Annotated in this window: 18 protein-coding genes; 12 read left to right on the top strand and 6 right to left on the bottom strand. The window is 50.8% G+C overall.

Features of this window, described 5'->3' with window-relative positions; translation table 11 throughout:
* Positions 1-167: 167 nt before the first annotated feature.
* The 3 genes from B3355_RS09700 to B3355_RS09710 all read left to right on the top strand — a co-directional run bounded on the left by B3355_RS09700 (position 168) and on the right by B3355_RS09710 (position 2,341).
* The gene (locus B3355_RS09700) at positions 168-884 is read left to right on the top strand and encodes a pseudouridine synthase (protein ID WP_292783184.1); all 717 of its coding nucleotides are present in this window, start codon (positions 168-170) and stop codon (positions 882-884) included.
* Between the two features lie 44 nt (positions 885-928).
* Positions 929-1,252, top strand: a complete 324-nt coding sequence (gene sugE, locus B3355_RS09705) for a quaternary ammonium compound efflux SMR transporter SugE (RefSeq protein WP_019882955.1) — start codon at positions 929-931, stop codon at positions 1,250-1,252.
* Between the two features lie 114 nt (positions 1,253-1,366).
* Entirely contained in the window at positions 1,367-2,341 is a 975-nt protein-coding gene (locus tag B3355_RS09710) for a GGDEF domain-containing protein (RefSeq protein WP_292783187.1), read from the top strand.
* A 37-nt stretch (positions 2,342-2,378) separates the two neighbouring features.
* On the opposite strand, the gene B3355_RS09715 is transcribed toward B3355_RS09710, so the two are convergent.
* Together B3355_RS09715 and B3355_RS09720 are read right to left on the bottom strand one after the other, a co-directional pair.
* Positions 2,379-2,819, bottom strand: a complete 441-nt coding sequence (locus B3355_RS09715; RefSeq protein ID WP_292783189.1) for a bacteriocin — start codon at positions 2,817-2,819, stop codon at positions 2,379-2,381.
* A 44-nt stretch (positions 2,820-2,863) separates the two neighbouring features.
* Complete coding sequence (locus tag B3355_RS09720; protein WP_047517079.1) at positions 2,864-3,307, bottom strand: glycine zipper domain-containing protein; 444 nt, start codon at positions 3,305-3,307, stop codon at positions 2,864-2,866.
* 119 nt (positions 3,308-3,426) lie between these two features.
* Between B3355_RS09720 and B3355_RS09725 the strand changes: the two genes are divergently transcribed.
* Positions 3,427-4,026: a lipocalin family protein gene (locus tag B3355_RS09725; RefSeq protein ID WP_414683419.1), complete on the top strand. Its 600-nt coding sequence runs from the start codon at positions 3,427-3,429 to the stop codon at positions 4,024-4,026.
* Between the two features lie 431 nt (positions 4,027-4,457).
* Here B3355_RS09725 and B3355_RS09730 read toward each other — a convergent pair whose 3' ends face one another.
* Together B3355_RS09730 and B3355_RS09735 are read right to left on the bottom strand one after the other, a co-directional pair.
* Complete coding sequence (locus B3355_RS09730; RefSeq protein ID WP_024929285.1) at positions 4,458-4,973, bottom strand: BON domain-containing protein; 516 nt, start codon at positions 4,971-4,973, stop codon at positions 4,458-4,460.
* Positions 4,974-5,113: 140 nt separating this feature from the next.
* Complete coding sequence (locus B3355_RS09735; RefSeq protein WP_292783193.1) at positions 5,114-6,544, bottom strand: CHASE3 domain-containing protein; 1,431 nt, start codon at positions 6,542-6,544, stop codon at positions 5,114-5,116.
* A 336-nt stretch (positions 6,545-6,880) separates the two neighbouring features.
* On the opposite strand from B3355_RS09735, the gene B3355_RS09740 reads away from it, so the two are divergent.
* From B3355_RS09740 to B3355_RS09765, 6 genes are all read left to right on the top strand, one after another.
* Entirely contained in the window at positions 6,881-7,297 is a 417-nt protein-coding gene (locus B3355_RS09740; protein ID WP_019882969.1) for a DUF883 family protein, read from the top strand.
* Between the two features lie 12 nt (positions 7,298-7,309).
* On the top strand, positions 7,310-7,792 hold the full coding sequence (locus B3355_RS09745) for a phage holin family protein (protein WP_292783198.1): 483 nt from the start codon (positions 7,310-7,312) through the stop codon (positions 7,790-7,792).
* A 36-nt stretch (positions 7,793-7,828) separates the two neighbouring features.
* The gene (locus B3355_RS09750; protein WP_019882971.1) at positions 7,829-8,461 is read left to right on the top strand and encodes a response regulator; all 633 of its coding nucleotides are present in this window, start codon (positions 7,829-7,831) and stop codon (positions 8,459-8,461) included.
* 88 nt (positions 8,462-8,549) lie between these two features.
* Positions 8,550-8,930, top strand: a complete 381-nt coding sequence (locus tag B3355_RS09755; RefSeq protein WP_019882972.1) for a response regulator — start codon at positions 8,550-8,552, stop codon at positions 8,928-8,930.
* Between the two features lie 32 nt (positions 8,931-8,962).
* Positions 8,963-10,423, top strand: coding sequence for a phospholipase D-like domain-containing protein (locus B3355_RS09760; RefSeq protein WP_292783204.1), 1,461 nt, complete (start codon positions 8,963-8,965; stop codon positions 10,421-10,423).
* A gap of 18 nt (positions 10,424-10,441) precedes the next feature.
* Positions 10,442-10,921, top strand: coding sequence for a hypothetical protein (locus B3355_RS09765; protein ID WP_019882974.1), 480 nt, complete (start codon positions 10,442-10,444; stop codon positions 10,919-10,921).
* A 23-nt stretch (positions 10,922-10,944) separates the two neighbouring features.
* On the opposite strand, the gene B3355_RS09770 is transcribed toward B3355_RS09765, so the two are convergent.
* A complete protein-coding gene (locus B3355_RS09770; RefSeq protein ID WP_292783210.1) occupies positions 10,945-11,823 on the bottom strand; it encodes a TraB/GumN family protein in 879 nt (292 codons plus the stop codon).
* Between the two features lie 107 nt (positions 11,824-11,930).
* On the opposite strand from B3355_RS09770, the gene B3355_RS09775 reads away from it, so the two are divergent.
* Positions 11,931-14,486 carry a patatin-like phospholipase family protein gene (locus tag B3355_RS09775; protein WP_292783213.1) on the top strand — a complete coding sequence of 852 codons (2,556 nt, stop codon included), beginning with the start codon at positions 11,931-11,933 and terminating at the stop codon, positions 14,484-14,486.
* A 24-nt stretch (positions 14,487-14,510) separates the two neighbouring features.
* A complete protein-coding gene (locus B3355_RS09780) occupies positions 14,511-16,190 on the top strand; it encodes an alkaline phosphatase D family protein (protein WP_292783216.1) in 1,680 nt (559 codons plus the stop codon).
* On the opposite strand, the gene B3355_RS09785 is transcribed toward B3355_RS09780, so the two are convergent.
* On the bottom strand, positions 16,187-16,422 hold a 236-nt coding region (locus B3355_RS09785; protein ID WP_292783219.1), incomplete at its 5' end, for a DUF3362 domain-containing protein. The genes B3355_RS09780 and B3355_RS09785 overlap by 4 nt on opposite strands.

Genomic DNA, 16,422 nt, shown 5'->3' on the forward strand with positions numbered 1-16,422 from the left:
AGCAAGGAAAAGTAACTCGCCAAAAAGGCGAAAAGAAACCTTCCAACCCAATACAATCGCGAGCAAAAAAATCCCTACAAGTAGTCACCCCACGTAAGAATGACCTTCTAGCACATAAGAAACCCAGTCACACAAAAGCCCACTTCCAATTCACGTATAATCCCATCATGGCAAAAACATTAGATTTAGAACGTATCCTGCACCGTCAGGGCTTTGGCACACGCAAGATGTGCCGTATTTTAATCATCAACGAGGAAGTCACCGTCAACGGTGAAATATGCGATGACCCGGACGCCAAATTTGCTCTGGATGGCGACCTGCATTTCACCGTCAATGGCGAGGCCTGGCAATACCGCGAACATAGCTACCTGCTGATGCACAAACCTGCGCATTATGAATGCACGCACAAAACCCAGTTCCACCCAACCATTTACACGCTGCTGCCTGAGCCGCTGGTGGAGCGCGGCATTCAATGCATAGGCCGCCTGGATGAAGACACCACGGGGCTGATTCTGCTGTCGGATGATGGGCAGTTTATCCATAAAGTCAGCTCTCCCAAGCACCATGTGCCTAAAGTGTATGAAGTCACTTGTAAGCACGCCTTGAGTGCGGCCGACCTTGAGCATTTGCTGGCTGGTGTCAAACTGATTGATGAGGAAGAAACCATTGCAGCACTGGCGGTGACCAGCATTTCTGCAACGGTGCTACACATGACCCTGGCGGAGGGAAAATACCACCAGGTCAAACGCATGATTGCCGCGATTGGCAACCGTGTCGAGGCATTGAAACGGATCAAAATCGGTCAACTGGTATTGCCTGAAACATTGGCGGCAGGCCAGTGGCGCTGGCTGTCCGCCGAGGACTTAATCGCTGTCCAGTCTTGATTTATGCGGCAGCCTTGAATCGCATCACTTAAAAAGGAAACTTTATGACGTGGCTAACCCTGGTTATTGCTGGCTTGTTTGAAACGGCCTGGGCCATAGGATTGAAATATACGGATGGCTTTACCCGCTTCTGGCCTTCATTCTGGACCATTCTCGCCATGATTATCAGTGTCTGGTTACTGGGCCTCTGCGTCAAATCGTTGCCAGTCGGCACGGCTTATGCCGTCTGGGTTGGCATCGGTGCTGTGGGGACGGTGATTGGCGGTATCTGGCTCTTTAACGAGCCGGTATCTGCCTTGCGTATCATTAGCCTGGGCTTGATTATGGCGGGCATTATCGGTTTAAAACTCGCGACCACACAAGCATAAGCGCAGCCTTAGGCCTGTCAAAAACTCACCTGGAAAAACAGTTGTATTTTTTTGTATAAATCATAAAAAACGCGGTATGATCGTTACAACATCCCTGTCAAAGGATCGAGTGCTTTGCAAATACCAGCTATTCCTGCCAATGAAATAGAGCGCTTGCATGTATTACGCGCGCTCGCCATCCTTGATACGCAGGCAGAAGAACGTTTTGACCGGTTAACCAGAATTGCGACGCGCATGTTTAATGTGCCGATTGCGCTGGTCAGCCTGGTCGATACCAATCGCCAATGGTTCAAGTCCTGCATGGGACTGCAAGTCTCAGAAACCTCACGCGACATCTCCTTTTGTGGTCATGCGATTTTAGGCAATGACACCTTCGTCATTAATGATGCCTCCAAAGACCCCAGGTTTCTTGATAACCCACTGGTGACGGCTGCACCACATATTCGCTTTTATGCTGGCAGGCCAATACGTACCACCCATGGGTTTAAAGTCGGCACCTTATGCCTGATTGACTCGCAACCACGGGAGTTTCCAGCCAGGGATATAGAAGACCTGGATGACCTGGCAACCATGGTAGAGAGCGAGCTGGCGGCGATTGAACTGGCGACCATGGATGAACTGACCGACCTCAGTAATCGACGCGGCTTTATCATGCTGACGGAAAAATACCTCAATTACTTTAGCCGTCACCAATTGCATGCCTCCCTAGTGTTTTTAGACCTGAATGACTTTAAGATCATCAACGACACCTATGGCCATGATGAAGGCGATCGTGCCTTGCAGACGTTTGGCAAAGCACTGAAACAAATGGGCCGCAGCTCGGATATTTTTGCGCGACTGGGTGGCGATGAATTTGTGATCTTGCTCGCCTGCACCCGTGAACAAGAAGCACATATTGTGACGCAAAGGCTATGCAATCATTTAGACATGATCCGGCAGCAACTGCGACAACCTTATAAAATATCATTCTCACAAGGCATCGTCGAGTTTGATCCCCAGCAACCAAAATCAGTGGATCAACTGCTGCTTGAAGGGGACACCATGATGTACCAACTGAAAAAAGCCAGTGCTGCGCTGATGGGAAAATAACCTGCGATCAAGCAAGCTTGTCGCAGGCGATGGTGAATTAACTGCCCAGCAACTTTTGCGCTTTGGCTGTTGCGTTATTAGCCGAACGTTTCTTTGCACTGGCTGCATGGTGAGTTTTACCGGTCCCGGCCTGCTGTGCCACACAGGCACCACCTGCACTACCTAAGCCTGCACCAAGCACGGCCAATAAACGGCCGCCACCTAATCCACGCCCAAGAATCGCACCGCCAGCACCGCCCACCGCGCCGCCTAGCATGGTATGAGGTTGAGTCTTGCCGCCATTGGCGACCATACTGCCAACGGCACCGCCCACTGCGCCACCCAACACCTCACCAGCAGGGCCCAGCATGACAGCCCCAATGGCCGAACCAGCCAAACCACCGACACCACTGGCGCCGACGGCTTGATTGTTGCAACTTTGTGCCTGCACGATATGACTCACGCATAACAGGCTGACTGATAATATCCAGATTCTCATGGCAGTGACTCCAGGACTAACGCTTCACGCAGGATGACAGGGGTTTAATCATGATGATGACCGCGGCCATGATGGTGGCCATGTTTTTTGCCTTTTTTACCACGGTAACTTCTCTGGTACGGATCAGGTTCGTCAATCACCTTACCGACAACCGCACCACCGGCACCGCCTACCCCTGCACCGACCACGGCGCCAGTCGTGGTGCCGCTGACTTTACGGCCAACCATGGCACCCGTTGCGCCGCCAGCGGCACCGCCCAGAATGGCCCCTGTACGACCAGCGCGGCCAGTTGTCGCTGCCCCACCCAGGCCACCGCCTACGGCACCGCCAATCACCTCACCCGTACTGCCACCGAGTACGCTACCAACCGCAGTGCCAGCAGCTGCGCCTACGCCGCCACCGAGACCGGTTTCCAGATTATCTGCCATCGCTGTCGTCGATAACAATGCCAACACACCCCATACCTTGCATATCTTTAAAAACTTCATCATCTTCCCTTATTTGAATTAACTACTTGCTTGAATGTTGCCTTGATTGAATTTATGTTATTTTAAACTGTCTTGTCAGTCATGACGGGCTTTATATCCTTCATCTACACACTCACATCATGTTAGCTACCCGTTTGTCACTACTCTGTTCACCGCTGCTTGCACTCACCTTAATCGCTTGCTCAGCGCCTTTGCCACCGCAAGCTGAACAGGCCATTGTGCGCCGTTTTGACCCGACCCAATATGTGGGTACCTGGTATGAAATTGCCAGGCTGGACAACACATTTGAAAAAGGGCTGGAACAGGTGACCGCCACCTATAGCCTGGAAGCAGATGGCACGCTCAAAGTGGTTAACCGTGGATTTAGTCCCGAGAAAAACGACTGGAGTGAAGCCATAGGCAAAGCCAAGTTCGTCGATCCAGCCAATGCAGATGGCAGCCGGACTGGCCGCCTTAAAGTGTCTTTCTTCGGGCCCTTTTATGGGGATTACAACATCCTCGAAGTAGACCAGCCCTATTACAACTATGCACTGGTGAGTAGCGGTCGTGACTACCTATGGATACTGTCGCGCACCCCACAACTCACTTACCCGATCAAACAGCACCTGATGGCCAAAGCCAAAGAACTGGGATTTGCCACTGACCAGCTATTGTTCATCCGCCAGTCCAACCAGGTTGAGTACGAATCCGGTCGACATGTGATGCCCCAGCATCACTAACTCCTGCCGCGTCAATCCACTGGAGATTAACGCGCGGGAGGGCCGCCCCTCCCGCTCTGTTCATTGCGCGTCAATCTGCTCGCTTTCGGGCCGACCGCTTTCAGGGCCCGCCGCCGGCGCATCCATCACTGGNNTTTTTCACATTATCAACCACGGTGTCGCTAGGCAGAAAATTGTACATGGGCTCAGCTTTGGCTAGCACACCCGCAGCCAGTGCATTGGCACTACCGCCCATTAATAATGCAATCATCGTACTCATTGCCAGATATCGGTTCATCTTATTCATGATGTTTCCTTTCTGTTGCATAAGGTGGCGAGTTGTTCAAGTTGTACAGAGGATGAATCAGTCAACACATGAAGAACAACCCGCCGCAAGAAAAAAGCAAGCTACGCACTTGGGAGAGAATATGTAGCTTGCGAGGGGGTGTTTATTAGCCTTTTACCACGATAGCGTTTTTCACAGACTTGACGCCTTCAACGCTGGCCACCAGTTGCTCGGCTTTGGATTTCAGCGCAGCCTCAGACACAAAGCCACTAATCAGCACTTCACCTTTGTGTGTTTCCACGCTGATTTTGAGGGACTTCAATGACTCCTCTTCCAGCAAGCGGGCTTTTACTTTGGTGGTAATCCAGCTATCGGACATGGCGCCTTTGATCGCTTTTTGACCAGTTTGTGTTTTGAGCTCTGCATATTCGTCGTAGCTCAAACTACCATCCTTATCATGGTCAAACGCTTTGAAATCTTGTTGCTTAACCCCTTTGTCCTGTTGCAACTCGGACCAGTTCAGTGAGTTATTGGCATTCTTGTCCAGGGTGTTAAATTCTTCCAGGTAGGGTTTTTCACCGTTCTGGACTTCCTGTAGATCGAATGCGAAAGCATTTAATGTGATGGTTGTCGCCAACAGGCCGCCAAAGATTGTTGCTTGTGTGTATTTTGACATTAACATGAGCGTCTCCTTTTTCACGCGTTACACAAAACAGTTCTGCTGTCTTGTGTGGCCATATTAATGAGGTGCGCGTGTCAGGTCAGTCGTCCAACGACTGAATGTCATGTCAGAATAGGCCTACAGTGGGGCTAGGGCTGCACTCAGGCAGCAGAAGGATCGCTCTTGAGATACGGCAACAGTACGCGCGTGCTGGCGCCTTGTTGCGGAGCGCTGGTGATTTCATAATGCCCGCCAATCGACTCCACACGGTTACACATACCGCTGATACCATGGGTGCTATTGGTGAGTTTTTCCGGGTCAAAGCCGATACCGTTGTCCACGATCTCTAATTTGATATGCTGATCGTCATGCATTAAATGCACAGAGACTTCGGTCGCCTTGGCATATTTGCTGCAGTTATTCAAACTCTCTTGCACCAAACGGTAAACAATCAGGCTGACGGTCTCGTTAATCGCCATTTCCTGCTCTGGCATAATGATATCCATTTGCCACTGGTTACGTGACCTGGCCTCATCAATCAGGTTCTGCAACGACGCAATCAGGCCAAAACTCTTAATCATGGCCGGGTGCAGGTTTTGTACGATTTCGCGTTTAAAATTAATACTGCGATCCAGGTACTGATTGGTCTTTTTGAGCTTCTCGGTCACCTGCGGCAACTGATCCTTCACATGCTTGATCGCCCAGGAAATATCCATCTTGATCGCAGTTAGCAAAGAGCCCAGTTCATCATGTAACTCTCGGGATAATTGATAGCGCTCATGTTCAATATTGGTTTGCGCCTGCAAGGCCTGGCCCTGCACAGTAGTGGTCAGGCGCTGGATATTGCGCTCATACTCCGCGTTCTCATCGGTCAGGCGTACATATAAATTAGCCTTCTCCGCCAGTTCGCGTAACAAGCGGCGTATCACCAGCACCACCAATGATACAAAGATCAGCGGGCAGGCCATGACAAACCAGCGCATCAATTTGCGTGTCGTATCCCGCGTATCGGCCACTTCGTCACGGTAATCCAGCACCAGCTTTTCAAACTGGCGCGACAATACTTCAATATTACGGCTTTCCTTGATCCCGGAATCCAGCTTGACGACCGCCAATGCTTTATCAAATTGGCGCTTTTTAGCAAAATCAATGGTCACGCTCATTTCAGCAGACTTCTTCACAATACTGTTCACCAGCTCGCTCATGGTGGTTTGTATCACCGGATGCTTGACCAAGTTGGTATGGTTAAGCAATTTATTGATGTTGCGTAGATGCTGACTCATTTGCTTGGTCGCATCATCATAAGGTTTAAAGTAGTTTTCTGAGCGCGTGAGCAAATACCCGCGCTGCGCACTTTCGGCAACGGCCAGGTTGGACTGGGTTTTCCAGGTTTCGAGCAGCAACTGGTCGAGCATGGCTAATACGTCGGTTTTTTCGCGGGTGGTGACAATAAAGCGGTCATTCACCACCAGCATGGCGGCCGCCAGCATCAGACTGACAGTGAGCAAAGCCACCGTGTTACCGCCAAAGGTATCACTGATTTTTTCCAGCCGATCAAGCAGGGCGATAAGGTAGGTTCTGAATTTTTGCATGGCGGTTGAGTGAAGAGATTGAAAAATCAGGCAATCCGGCGTAACGTTTTTTGCGTGTATTGTTCACAATATATCAAACGCATCATAGCGGTGTTGCGAACTAACAGCAACGTAAAGATGTGTTGCCTTGTGAATTAATGCACTGTCAGAGAATTCTGACTTTGATATCGGTGGCTGGCCGATAGGTAGATTGCATGGCAGTTGGATAAGATGGCCACATGTTGAAAACACTTTTCGTTTAATCAACTGTCCAATCAGTCATAACGAGTTATTTGTTATGTGAGTTAAGACACTAAACTACGTATGTAAAACCACGATTTAAAAAGGAGTTTCAAAATGTTTAATTTTTCAAAAGACAATGTTGAGAACACGACTGATCGCTTGGCCAAACACTCTGACCAGGCCATTGAACAAATCGCTGCGCAGGTGAAATCGACTGCCAATGAGCTGCTGGATGCCGTCAATGATACTGCGGACACCACGCAGGACAAGGCAAAAGAGCTGATTCATACCCTGAAAAGCAATATTGACCGTTTAACCAGCGAAGAAAATGCGGCAGCCCTTGCCTCCAACCTGAGCTCAAAAGCGGGCCGTGTCAAAGAGCAAGTGCAACGCGAAGTGAGCGACACTTACCACTCGATCAAAGACAAGACCGCCGATACTGTGCAGGAACATCCATTGGGCACCGTGCTGGTAGCCGCTGGTGTCGGTTTGCTGATAGGATACCTGTTAGGCACCAAACGTCGTGAATAAGCAAGGAAAGCTATGTGGGTAAACCTCTTGAAATTTGTCGCTGTTTTGTTTTTAAATCGCAAAGTGAGCGCATTGAAAGGTAGTTTTTTCAATTTGCGTCATCACGTCGCCGATTACACAGAAGACCGTGCACAACAATTGAAACAGGATTTTCTGGAGGAAACTGAACGCCTGGCCACCAGCATGGTAGGCATGCTGGTGGTGTTTAGCATGTTCATCTTTACCGGTTTACTCGGCTTGATGTGGCTGTTTTCACTATTGTGGCAACATCCAAACCGCTCTTTAATTCTTGGCCTGGCAATGCTGGTGCCCACAATTATCGGTATTATTGCTTTTATTTCTGTACGCGCCATTTGGCATAAGAAACCCTTATTTGCTGACTCGCTGACGATGATCAGCCAGGACTGGCGCTTATTTAGAAAAGAAATGGCGCCAGATGCGCAAACAGACCCGGCAGCTCCGCCAGACAATGATGGCGAAAAATCTGCAAGCTGAGACATAAACCCTGACTAACGAATTTAAGAGAACCGCATGAAAAGAATTCTTTTGGTAGATGATCACAGCATTGTGCGTGATGGTTTGCGTAACCTGATCGAACTGGAAAATGATCTGCAAGTGACCGGGGAAGCCTCGTCAGGGGCAGAGGCAATCCAGCTGGTGCGCAAAAATGAATATGATGCCATGGTGCTTGATATTTCCATGCCTGACAAAAACGGGGTGGATACCTTGCACGAACTCAAACATGTGTCGCCGGACTTACCGGTACTGGTGCTCAGTGGTTATGCAGAAGATCAATATGCGTTGAATTTAATGCGTAATGGCTGCAAAGGCTATTTATCCAAAAATGCGGATTCAGATGAAATCATCCTGGCCATTCGCACCGTATCTGCAGGCAAGCGTTACATTTCGGCCGAACTGGCTGAGCTGATGACCAACGAACTCAGTCATCCCTCAGAGAAGCAGTTGCACGAAACCTTGTCTGACCGCGAATTCCAGGTATTCGTTAAACTGGCAACTGGCCAAACGCCTACCGCCATTGCGGATGAGTTATTTATCAGTATCAAAACGGTCAGTACTTACCGCAGCCGTATCCTGGAAAAAATGGCCATGAAATCGAATGCTGACTTGACCTACTATGCCATCAAATACGGTTTGCTTAATTAAGCCAATACGATTGAATGTACGCATGAATATCATCGCCAAGCAGCCTGTGTTAACCCCTTATTTGACATCAGTCACTGGTTAAACCGTCATGTATAGATTATTGTTAGTTGAAGACTCTGCCCTGATTCGCGATGTGATCGTCGAGATGTTGCACGACTGTGACCAACTCGACGTCAGGGACATCGCTACCACCAGCGACGAAGCCATTGATTTGCTCAATGCCAGGCAGTACGACATGATTGTGCTGGATATTGAGTTAGCCAAAGGCACCGGTTTTGATGTGGTACGCCACACACGCCAGCAAGGCTATCCGTTTAAAGCCCCTGATATCGTCATGCTGACCAATCACGGCAACAGCTATTACCGTAACCTGGCGCACAACATGGGCGTTGAGTACTTTTTCGACAAATCCCTGCAATTTGACGAGTGCATGGACGTGATCCAGCAGCACGCCAGCCACGTTTCCTAAATCATCTCATCCTAATGGTGATGGTGGACGCCATGCCCACAACAATCCGCACACGCCCAGGCCTTTGCTGTCTTCATCACAGCCGTTTTACTAAAGATCTTTGCCAGCGCTGGTCACGCGCTTGCTTATACCTGTTAGGCCTGTGGCTGTCTGGTTGCGCATCTATCCCCGATGCCAAGCTGGCCCTCAATGAGATCAATACGCAAACACAACCGATTACAGTCGTCACGGCCAAACAGGCCTTGCCACCGGGCAAAGTCGAGCAGGCCTTAAAAAAACTGTCGCCCGACGAAAGCATTCGTGCAGCACTGGCTGAACATTTGCGCGTGGAACAGGCGATTGCAGGCAATAGCTTATATGCCGATAACAAAGTCACCTTACTGTTTAATGGTGAACTCACCTTCAGCAATATGCGTCAGGCCCTGGCAGGGGCACAACAATATATTCATCTGGAATACTTTACGTTTGAGGATGTCGACCTCGGCGGCATCACCTTACAGGCACTGCTATTGCAAAAACTGTCACAAGGGGTCAGCGTTCACTTGATCTACGACGCAATTGGCTCAGGCGATACGCCCCCTGCACTGTTTGAGACTTTGAAAAAAGCAGGCGCCAAAATCACGGTTTTTCATCCCGTACAAGCCAGCACACTGGCGCGAATCAATCAGCGCGACCATCGTAAAATCATGATCGTTGATGGCAAACTGGCCATCGTCGGCGGCGTCAATTTAAGCAAAACCTATCAAAGCAAAGGCTCGCTCAGATTCTTTAGCAAACAAAAACTGCCGGACCTCAATCAGGCGGACTGGCGAGATACCGATGTCATGATCACTGGCCCTGTGGTGGCCAATATCCAGCAAGCGTTTCTCGACCACTGGGATGTTGCGCAGCCATTGGATACAAGCAGTTTCTTCCCACCGCTGGCCAAACAGGGAGGACAGTTCGTACGCGTGATCACCACGCCTGCCAGCAAACGCAAAAATACCGATTCGCCGTACTACCTGACCCTGATCGCCGCAATACAGCATGCAGAACACCACATCATCCTGAATTCTGCCTACTTTGTACCAACCAGCGCACAGGAAGAGGCCCTGGTCAACGCGGCTGACCGTGGCGTCAAAGTATCGCTACTCGTGCCCAGTTTCAGTGACTCTACACTCTCCATGAATGTGCAACGCTCGCATTACAGCCACTTGCTCAAACATGGCGTCGAGATTTACGAGATGCAGGATCAGGTATTACATGCCAAAATGGTGTCTATTGATAGTGTCTGGTCAGTGATTGGCAGCTCCAATCTGGACTATCGCAGTGCGGGCATCAATGCCGAGATTGATGTGGTGATTTTGGGCAATGAAACGGCCAGCATGCTTGAACGCCGTTTTCAGCAAGATTTGAAAAATGCTGAAAAAATTGAACTGGAACAGTGGCAACAACGCCCGCTCTGGCAAAAATTCAAACAGCAGTCATCGCGTATTTTTGAGAGTATCCTGTAAACGGACAGAGACACTGACATGATAGACAAGGACACCTGGGAATTACTGAGTTATGTCGTCACCGTCGTCGGCTTGCCGCTGGCGATTGTGACGTTTATGCTTGAGCAACGCAAAGAGCGTGAGAACGAAGACGAAGAGGTCTACCAGTTACTGGCAGACAACTATACCGACTTTTTAAAGCTGGTGATGGCGCATCCTGACCTGCAATTACGCTCGCATAGCGAACCTTTAGTAATGACAGCCGAGCAGGAGGAGCGCAAACTGGTGCTATTCGAAATTTTGATTTCACTGTTTGAACGCGCTTATTTGCTGACCTATGACCCCGATATGCGTGGCAAGCGCTTGCGGCGCTGGATGTCATGGGAAGACTATATGCGCGAGTGGTGCCTGCGTGAAGACTTTCGCCAGCACTTGCCCAGGTTGCTGGTCGGTGAAGATGCGGATTTCGTCGCCCATATTTCGCGTATTGCACAAGAGACCCGCTCAAACCACGCTTAACGCTACCTACGATTAAAACACGCCTATTTCTTCAGCGGTGTCAGCTTAAACCCGGCCTGTTTAAACGCTTGTAACAAGCCACTTTGCCCCGCCAGGTGCGCGGCGCCAACCGCAATAAATACCGGGCGCTGCCTGGCCTGATCGATACTGCGTGCAGCCATTAGCACATTGCGCTCATCCAATAACTTTACCCGCATGCGCTGCCACAAAGCGGCAGGCAAGATCCCGCGCGTCATGGCGTCATCCATATTAGCCACCTGCTCGGCATCCCCGGCCAGGTAAGCCTTCATCAGCCGTTCAAAATCGCCCTCTTTTTGCTTCTGGCTACGCTTGAGCACGGCCCGCAACATCAACAATTGCTCGTCCTGCGTCATGCCATCCATGACGCCAAAATGTTCCTGCGGACTTTCCAGCCCCAGTATATGCTTATCCAGTTCCTCCGCTTTGGCTTTAAGTAGAAAATCCTGCGCGAACGGTGTTTGTGGCTTGGGCAGATCAAATATCACCGCCAGCAACCACGGTTTCATTTTAAGCACCCTGTCCATCGGCATCACATGCATATCGGCCAGGCTGGCCACCTTATCCAGCTCGGCTTCAGACAAATACTGTTTCAGGCTACCTTGTGGCAATTGCAACAAAGACGCGGGCGGTGCGTCTGCCACCTCCAGCATAAATGCATCCACCTGTTTCAGTGCCTGCAACACCGCAGGGGAGAAATCAGTGACGCGATTGTCATCCGTGTGCATGGTCCCAAACAGGTAACTTACTTGCCCGCCTGGGGATTCCAGCTGCCAAAACAGGCTTTTTTCAGCGGCATTGACCGGCTGGCCCAGGCATAAAAACGCTGTGGCAGCCAGCCATAGCCCTTGCATCACACGTTGCATAGATTTACTCATCCACATCAAACACGCCCTCTTGTTTGCACAGGCAATCCCTATTGCCCGCCAGCCGACATCCTCTCATAGAATGACACATCGCATGCCATTTTTGCGCACCTGCGCCGTATGGTATGCGCCCAAAGGTTGTCACTTATATGATACAGCGCTACCATGTGTTAAATAATATCAACAATATGCTCAGGGAGACTGCCATGCACCCGACCGACCAGACTGAAGATACCGACCCATATAAAACGCATTCTTTTGACGCGGTACTGGATGCGGAAATTCGTGGCATGGCGCATTTACGCCAGGACATTCATCGTGAAAACCTGATCGGCCTGGCCTTCTCTGGTGGCGGTATCCGTAGTGCCACCCTCAACCTGGGTATCCTGCAAGGCCTGGCAAAGAAAGGCCTGCTTAATCAATTTGACTATCTGTCGACAGTGTCTGGCGGTGGTTATATCGGCGCCTGGTTTTCCAGCCTGATCAAACACAGCAATCACGTCAATACCGTGCAGACCGAGCTGGTGTTATCCACACAGCCGCAAAGTCCCGTCGCGCGCCAGCTCACTGCCACTGAAAAAGCCATTCTCTGGTTACGCAGCTATAGCAATTACCTGACGCCCAAAACCGGTTTATTCACCGGCGACACCCTGGCGGCACTGGCACAATGGATGGCCAATACCTTACTTAACCAGGTACTCCTGCTCTGCGTGTTAATTGTCCTGATGATGTCAGTGATCTTTTTCAGTCACTCGGAAATCCATGGCACTCTGTTGCCCGCATTCACACTGGATAGCGGCCTATTGCGGCAACTGCTTGAAAATGCAGCGCAAACCGTTCCCGGCAAAACAGGCATGGCCCTCGCGCTAATCAGCTTAGCCAGCTCATTCTACTTCAGTCGTCGCGACTGCCTCAGCACAGCCCATGCGCTTTACCCTGTGCTGGCATTCTTATGCGGGGTGGCAGGATTCATCTTGCTGTTGTGGGGAATTCCCCAGTCAAGCTGGCAACAATTATTCACAACCTATGCAGTCGATCATGAGACCAGCCATATCCAGCCCAACTATTGGATAGGCCTGGGCGTCCCGGTGATTTCACTGCTGATTTCTGCAGGACTGGTGGCCGCCATGGGCATAGGTGGGCGCGTAATAGAGGTGAGTACGCGTGAATGGTGGCACCGCATTGGCGGCATCAATATTGGTTTTTGTGTCATCTGGCTGGCGCTGTTTGGTTGCGCGCTCTATATCCCGGTGCTCATTCACCACTGGCTGGGCAGCCTGGGGACCGCCGAGAAAAGCCTGACCGGGATTGGCTCCTGGTTGCTGGCTTTTTTCACCGCCAGGCTAGGTAAAAGCCGCGTCACGGGGACAGAGTCACCCAATAGCCTGAAAGGCACATTCACCACCGCACTGCCCTATATTGTGGTCGCGCTGATCCTGCTGGTATCCGGCTATCTGAGTTTCAGCCTATACCTTTCACCGCATCGCGGCCTGTGGTTTGCCGCAGCCTTGTTCGTCGTCGTTTTAGGCAGTTGGCGCATCGATATCAATGTGTTTTCCCTGCATAACTTTTACCGCAACCGCCTGACGCGTTGCTATCTGGGCGCCACCAACAACCATCGCAAACCCAACAGTTTCACCGGCTTCGATAATAACGATGATGTCACCATGTCTGCTTTGCGCGGACAACGCCCTACCCATATTGTGAACACGGCGGTCAATATCAGCGATGGCTCGCAACTGGCCTGGCAACAGCGTCAGGCCGCTTCGTTTATGTTCAGCCCTTATTACTGCGGTTTTAAATTACCTGATACCGAAATCTGGTATGACACCCACCATTACACCGGCGAAGGCGGGCCGGAGCTGGGCAGCCTGGTGTCTACCAGTGGTGCAGCTGCCAGCCCGAATATGGGCTATCACACCAACCCGGTCATGGGCTTTATCATGACCATCTTCAATGCGCGTCTTGGGCGCTGGTTTGGCAACCCCTTGCATGAGAATTACTTTAACAGGCTGCTCATGCGATTTAACTGCAAATTGAGGCTGCGCAACCCGCCACAGCGGCAATCACCGTTCTGGAACCTGTTTTACCTGATCAAAGAACTGATCACCAACACTGGCCCTACCTCTGGCTATTTGTATCTATCTGATGGCGGCCACTTTGAGAACCTGGGCATTTACGAGCTGGTACGCCGCCGCTGCAAACTGATCGTTGCCATTGATGCCGGTGCTGATGGTTGCTATGAGTTTGAAGACCTGGGCAATGCCATCCGTAAATGCAAAGTCGATTTCGGCATCACCATCAAGCTGGATATCAACCCGTTGTTGCCAGTGAATGATTGCAAATATGGCTTGTTTAAATGCGGTGCCCGCCATTTTGCGATTGGCAGCATTGATTATCTGGGCGATGGTGATCCGGCACATATGGGCTACCTGGTGTATATCAAAAGCTCGCTGACTGGTGACGAACCCAGTGATTTGATTAACTTCAAATTGCAGGAACCCAGTTTTCCGCACCACAGTACGGTAGACCAGTTTTTCAGTGAGTCACAGTTTGAAAGTTATCGCCGGCTGGGCGAGCATATTGCGCAAAACCTTAAACTGCCTGCCAGTCATCCGGATAAAATAGTGGCCGAGCAGATACAAACTCTATTACCAGGCCTGCTGGATACTGCGACTTAAGCCATACAAACATACGGAGCACGCATGTCATCACACAATATTGTATTAGGGCCCTTGCTGGGGCTGGAAGGTGAGCACGAAAAAGCCACCATCTACACTGTTTGCTTTCTCTCCGAAAACGACGTCAATGCCGCTACCCTTGCTTATCGCATCGCCAAGCAAAGCTTGCGTAGTGAATTCACCTTGATCAGCAGCCTGGGGCGCGGCAAGTTCTGGCGTGCAGAAATCGCTATCCCGCTGACACCGCTAGACCAAGTCTGTGATTACCAGATTTTAATTGATGCGCAACCGGCCAGTTACACACAAACGCGCAACAACCTGGTCACTGACTGGTCATTTTTCTGCCCGGCAGCCAAGCAGCAGGTACAACTGGCATTTGCGTCATGCAATGGGTTTTCATCAGACAAGGTGCGCACACAACATCCGGCGCCGATCGACTACCTGTGGCAACGCATGCAGCAACAGCAGGCCGCACATATCGCGGCCATGCCTTATACAGAAGTCGTCGATGCGCCTTATGCGGCCCTGATCATGGGGGGTGACCAGATTTATGCCGACGCCATCTTCAATGAAAAACAGCCTTTGTATGCCTGGTCACAAAAGCCATTGAAAGATCAATTGACCGCACCAGTATCTGACACGCTCAGGCAGCGTATCGATCAATTCTATTTCGACACTTATCTCAGAAGCTGGACGCAATCGGCGGCCTTGCGCTACTGCCTGGCCAGTATTCCCAGCGTCATGATGTGGGATGACCATGACATTATTGATGGTTGGGGCTCACAACCCTATCGCCTGGAAACCAGCCCGACCTACCAGGCCATGTTTGACAGTGCAAAAAAGTATTTCACGCTGTTTCAATTGAGAGGGACCAACAACCGCGCCTTGCAGCAACGCACTGCCGCACCTGCGCATTTTGGCATTACCCTAAACTTCCGTGACTACGGCTTGCTGGCCATGGATAACCGTAGCCAGCGCACTTTGCACAACATTATGGGTAGTGGCAAACAAGACTTTATTCAGGGCTTGGCCGATTTACAGGCAGGCTGGCAAGCTGGCCAGAAGTTGCTGATACTGAGTGGCGTGCCTTTTCTTTACCGGCACTTTTCCGAAAGCGATCACAATATCCGCCTCAGCATCCAGTTTGATGCCTATGACGATATGGCGGATCACTGGCGCTTCAGTACGCATTACGATGAAATGTGCAGCATTCTGCAACGCCTGCTGCAGTTTCAAGCCGAGCTGCAAACTCAAGCCCAGACCAAAGTATTTATTATTTCTGGAGATGTGCATGTCGCTGCCAGCGGCACCTATCGCGAGCAACCTGGGCCTAACAACCAGTCAGGTCAGGGCAACCAAGCTGGTCTAGGCAACATCGTGCAATTGATTTCCTCAGGCATTGTGCATCCGCCGCCATTGAGCATGGAGCAATCCGTGATCCGGCTGGCCTCTAGCGTTACACAGCCGGATATTGACCTCGGCGGCGGTTGCGTATTGTCAGCCACGCTACGCAAAGACGCCGCCGGCAATCGCTTTTTATTTCATCGTAACTATGCCTGCATGCATGAAGGCAGCGACCACAAGGTGTGGGTCAACTGGCATTATGAAACCATAGATTTCCCGAATGCAAACGACCTGACCGCCCGTGCACAGAAACTGGACAGCCCGACCCTGGGCTATCAAGTATTGGGGCTGCCTTATTAGCGGCCTGCACCAGGTTTTCTGGCTTTGTGCTTATAAGCAGGATTCTTGGTCTGGTTAAAGCCTTTAGGCATGGCCTTGGCCTGGAAACGGCTGCCGTCGGACTGCACAATTTGCTGCAATACCGCAGGCTGATACGCCGGCACCAAATGCTTTTTACCATTACCAATTAAATCGGCACGGCCCATTTTCTTGAGCGCTTCACGCAGCATGGGCCAGTTTTGCGGGTCATGGT

The organism is Methylophilus sp. UBA6697 (assembly GCF_002454655.1).
Taxonomy (GTDB): Bacteria; Pseudomonadota; Gammaproteobacteria; order Burkholderiales; family Methylophilaceae; genus Methylophilus.

What these genes read in the sequence shown, in the direction of transcription:
- B3355_RS09700 (WP_292783184.1), top strand. Translation starts at nt 168, where the DNA reads ATGGCAAAAACATTAGATTTAGAACGTATCCTGCACCGTCAGGGCTTT.
- sugE (WP_019882955.1), top strand. Translation starts at nt 929, where the DNA reads ATGACGTGGCTAACCCTGGTTATTGCTGGCTTGTTTGAAACGGCCTGG.
- B3355_RS09715 (WP_292783189.1), bottom strand. Translation starts at nt 2,819, where the DNA reads ATGAGAATCTGGATATTATCAGTCAGCCTGTTATGCGTGAGTCATATC.
- B3355_RS09720 (WP_047517079.1), bottom strand. Translation starts at nt 3,307, where the DNA reads ATGAAGTTTTTAAAGATATGCAAGGTATGGGGTGTGTTGGCATTGTTA.
- B3355_RS09725 (WP_414683419.1), top strand. Translation starts at nt 3,427, where the DNA reads ATGTTAGCTACCCGTTTGTCACTACTCTGTTCACCGCTGCTTGCACTC.
- B3355_RS09730 (WP_024929285.1), bottom strand. Translation starts at nt 4,973, where the DNA reads ATGTTAATGTCAAAATACACACAAGCAACAATCTTTGGCGGCCTGTTG.
- B3355_RS09735 (WP_292783193.1), bottom strand. Translation starts at nt 6,544, where the DNA reads ATGCAAAAATTCAGAACCTACCTTATCGCCCTGCTTGATCGGCTGGAA.
- B3355_RS09740 (WP_019882969.1), top strand. Translation starts at nt 6,881, where the DNA reads ATGTTTAATTTTTCAAAAGACAATGTTGAGAACACGACTGATCGCTTG.
- B3355_RS09745 (WP_292783198.1), top strand. Translation starts at nt 7,310, where the DNA reads ATGTGGGTAAACCTCTTGAAATTTGTCGCTGTTTTGTTTTTAAATCGC.
- B3355_RS09750 (WP_019882971.1), top strand. Translation starts at nt 7,829, where the DNA reads ATGAAAAGAATTCTTTTGGTAGATGATCACAGCATTGTGCGTGATGGT.
- B3355_RS09755 (WP_019882972.1), top strand. Translation starts at nt 8,550, where the DNA reads ATGTATAGATTATTGTTAGTTGAAGACTCTGCCCTGATTCGCGATGTG.
- B3355_RS09760 (WP_292783204.1), top strand. Translation starts at nt 8,963, where the DNA reads ATGCCCACAACAATCCGCACACGCCCAGGCCTTTGCTGTCTTCATCAC.
- B3355_RS09765 (WP_019882974.1), top strand. Translation starts at nt 10,442, where the DNA reads ATGATAGACAAGGACACCTGGGAATTACTGAGTTATGTCGTCACCGTC.
- B3355_RS09770 (WP_292783210.1), bottom strand. Translation starts at nt 11,823, where the DNA reads ATGTGGATGAGTAAATCTATGCAACGTGTGATGCAAGGGCTATGGCTG.
- B3355_RS09775 (WP_292783213.1), top strand. Translation starts at nt 11,931, where the DNA reads ATGCGCCCAAAGGTTGTCACTTATATGATACAGCGCTACCATGTGTTA.
- B3355_RS09780 (WP_292783216.1), top strand. Translation starts at nt 14,511, where the DNA reads ATGTCATCACACAATATTGTATTAGGGCCCTTGCTGGGGCTGGAAGGT.